This is a genomic window from Pseudescherichia sp., from assembly GCF_031998825.1.
Taxonomy (GTDB): domain Bacteria; phylum Pseudomonadota; class Gammaproteobacteria; order Enterobacterales; family Enterobacteriaceae; genus Pseudescherichia.
In genome coordinates, this window is record NZ_DAMACX010000092.1 from 1 (window position 1) to 2,864 (window position 2,864).

The window sequence follows — 2,864 nt, forward strand, 5'->3', positions numbered from 1 at the left end:
AACAAAATCCGCTTACTTTACCAACCACACGCAGCAGCGACAAGGCGCAAAAATCATCTGCTACGGTGAAAATTAGTGCAGTTCGTTTCCTCTGTTACAAATTGGCCTGACTCCTTCAGGACTCCACGGTATAGCAGCGCTCCTCGCCTCATCATTTTGTAACGCATTTAAGGACGTTCACTGTCTTAAGCTGTTCGGGCTGGCAGGCAGACATGCACACCCCCAGGCGATACAGCGCGCGTTATTCTACGTGAAAACACATTAAACGGCAGGTCAAACCGAGTATCTTTGTGAATATTTTTTCACGCTTGCATCAAGCGGTTCCGACGCGGCAAAGAAATCTCCCTGCCCGCCCGCTACGCCACGGTCAATCAGCGTCTGCCATTCGCCTCTGGAGCGGAGACCCGTAGCGAAGACGCGAGTATGCGTGCCTTTGCAGGTCTCTACCAGACTCTGCACCAGCAGCTGGTTCTCGGTGCGCTTCTCAATATTGCGTACCAGGCTCGGATGTAGCTTTAACAGCTCGGCGTCCAGCGCCTTGATCCAACTGGTGCTGACCAGCGTCAGGCCTGCCTGAGTTACCGCAACCCGGGCACCTAATGCATTAATTAATCTTACCACCGGCTGTAACCGACTGATGTGTTGACAAACATCTGCCTCAGCAAGTTCAAAAATAATGCGTTTTCGCTTCGATTTTTCACACTGCATCAGCGTATCCCGCAGCCAGCGCTGAAAACGCGGGCGAATCAGTGACTCCACGGTGATCTGCAGAGCCAGCGTCTCCTCCGGCCAAAAGCCTAAAAATGCTACCAGCCGGGTGATGAGCTGCCGGTCATACTCTTCCGAAAGGCCAAACTGCAACACCATCGGCATATACTCGGCGGAGATCACCTCCTGCTCGCCGTCAAACAGCCGGCACATCAGCTCGCGATGGTGGACGCTGCCGTCACGGTTAATGGCGGGCTTATGATACAGACGCGGCCCGCCCCGGCTGAGCATCTGTTCGATAAGGGTTCGCCAGCGCACGTTGCCGCGCCCCTTCTCCGGCAGGCTGTCATCGTAGACCGCCCAGCTGTTCGCCCCCTGCAGCACCGCGGTACGCGTTGCCGCCTCGGCGTGCTCCATCACCTGCTCCGTACTCTGCCCGCTACGCCAGGCGCAGATGCCGATGTGCATCATATCTTCCCGGTCGAGCATCTTTGACGGCGGCAGAACGTCGATGGACTTCAGCAGTTGGGCAGCGATGCTTTCGGACTCCTTGAGGGTGCGGTGGGAGAGCAGTACTGCAAAGTCGCTGCGGTGGTAGCGGGCCAGCAGCGCGCCGGGGTAGCGCATAATAAAGGTTGAGAGCAGGTTGATCAGAATGAAGAGGTGCTCTTCCGTGGCCGCAGCTCCCCAGCTGTCCCGCAGCAGATCGAAGTCCGGCAGGCGGATCATCATCACTACCCCGTGCGACCCGACCCTCTCCTGATCCTCCAGCAGCGTCGCCAGCTGGTTATCAAAAAAGAGCCGGTTGTTCAGCCCGGTTTTGGTGTCCTGAGCGGCATAGGAGCGGATCAGGGTATCCATGCGGCTGCGCTGCTCGCCAGCAAACTGGATCTCGGTTAGCAGCAGATCGAGCGCGCTGCTGGCCCGGGCAGGCCACTCGTAGATGCTGCCCCGCACCCGCTGGCCGCGCTCGCCGTTAAGGATCCGGGTAGCCCGCATCTCTAACAGCTCCTGCCCCGCCAGCTGACGGCGCTGCCAGCGCACCGCCAGAAAGATAATGATGACCATAAAACCAACGGCAAGGGTCAACGGCGCGGTGGTGATCACCGAGTGAAAGTAGTTGGCCATCGGATCCTGATAGACCAGCAGGATGCTTGTGCCAGGATTTTTAACCGAGGGAATAACGCGTTCACGGTGTAGATCGCTGCTGCCTGCAGGACGGTAGCTGCCGCTGCGCGTATGATCGAGCAGGGTATGTTCCCCCTGCTTTACCACGACACGCACAATATCAATGGGCACCATCAGCTCATCTAGCTGGACCGCGAGCGCCGAGGGTGGCTGTGCAACCAGCCGCGTGTCTATCACCGCCGCGACCGAGCCTACGCGCTCGGCAACCTTCAGCTCAATCGCACGATAGAAGCTGAACGAGCACCCTACCAGCGTGACAAAGATCGCCAGCCCGGTTAGCAGGGTTATAAAAGCCGAGAATTTCGTCGTTAAGCGCATCCGTGTGTTAACTCCGTGGGTTAAGAGCTGACGCCAGTACCGGGCAATCTGGCAATTTGTTGCGTTAAATCGGCATAGCGTTTTAATTAGCGAGTATAGTCTTCAGAAATTTTTTGCCAATCATCAAGCAACCGGAGAAGAGATATGCAGGCCTTGATTTTAGAACAGCAGGATGGAAAAACGCTCGCCTCGGTGCAGGATATTGCCGATAGCCAGCTGCCGCAAGGCAATGTGACGGTAGATATTGCCTGGTCCAGTCTGAACTATAAGGATGCGCTGGCGATCACCGGCCAAGGTAAAATTATTCGCAACTTCCCGATGGTCCCCGGGATCGACTTTGCCGGTACGGTTCACGCCAGCGAAGATCCGCGCTTCCATGTCGGACAGCAGGTGCTGCTCACCGGCTGGGGCGTCGGAGAGAACCACTGGGGCGGCCTGTCACAGCGGGCGCGCGTCAACGGCGACTGGCTGGTAGCGCTGCCGCAGGGGCTGGACGGCCGTAAGGCGATGATCATCGGCACGGCGGGCTTTACCGCCATGCTCTGCGTGATGGCACTGGAAGAGGCGGGCGTGCGCCCTGCCGACGGCGAGATCGTCGTGACCGGGGCCAGCGGCGGCGTGGGCAGTACGGCAGTGGCCCTGCTGCACAA

At 58.2% G+C, this 2,864-nt stretch carries 2 protein-coding genes; one reads left to right on the forward strand and one right to left on the reverse strand.

Annotated elements, in window-relative coordinates; genetic code table 11:
* Positions 1 to 273: 273 nt before the first annotated feature.
* Positions 274 to 2,214, reverse strand: coding sequence for an RNase E specificity factor CsrD (gene csrD / locus RTP97_RS20995; protein WP_312417057.1), 1,941 nt, complete (start codon positions 2,212 to 2,214; stop codon positions 274 to 276).
* A 144-nt stretch (positions 2,215 to 2,358) separates the two neighbouring features.
* Between csrD and RTP97_RS21000 the strand changes: the two genes are divergently transcribed.
* Positions 2,359 to 2,864 (forward strand): alcohol dehydrogenase catalytic domain-containing protein (locus tag RTP97_RS21000; protein ID WP_312417059.1); only part of this gene is annotated, 506 nt, incomplete at its 3' end.

Bases quoted from the DNA above. Each gene is read 5' to 3' on its own strand.
- csrD (WP_312417057.1), bottom strand. From the start codon at position 2,214: ATGCGCTTAACGACGAAATTCTCGGCTTTTATAACCCTGCTAACCGGG.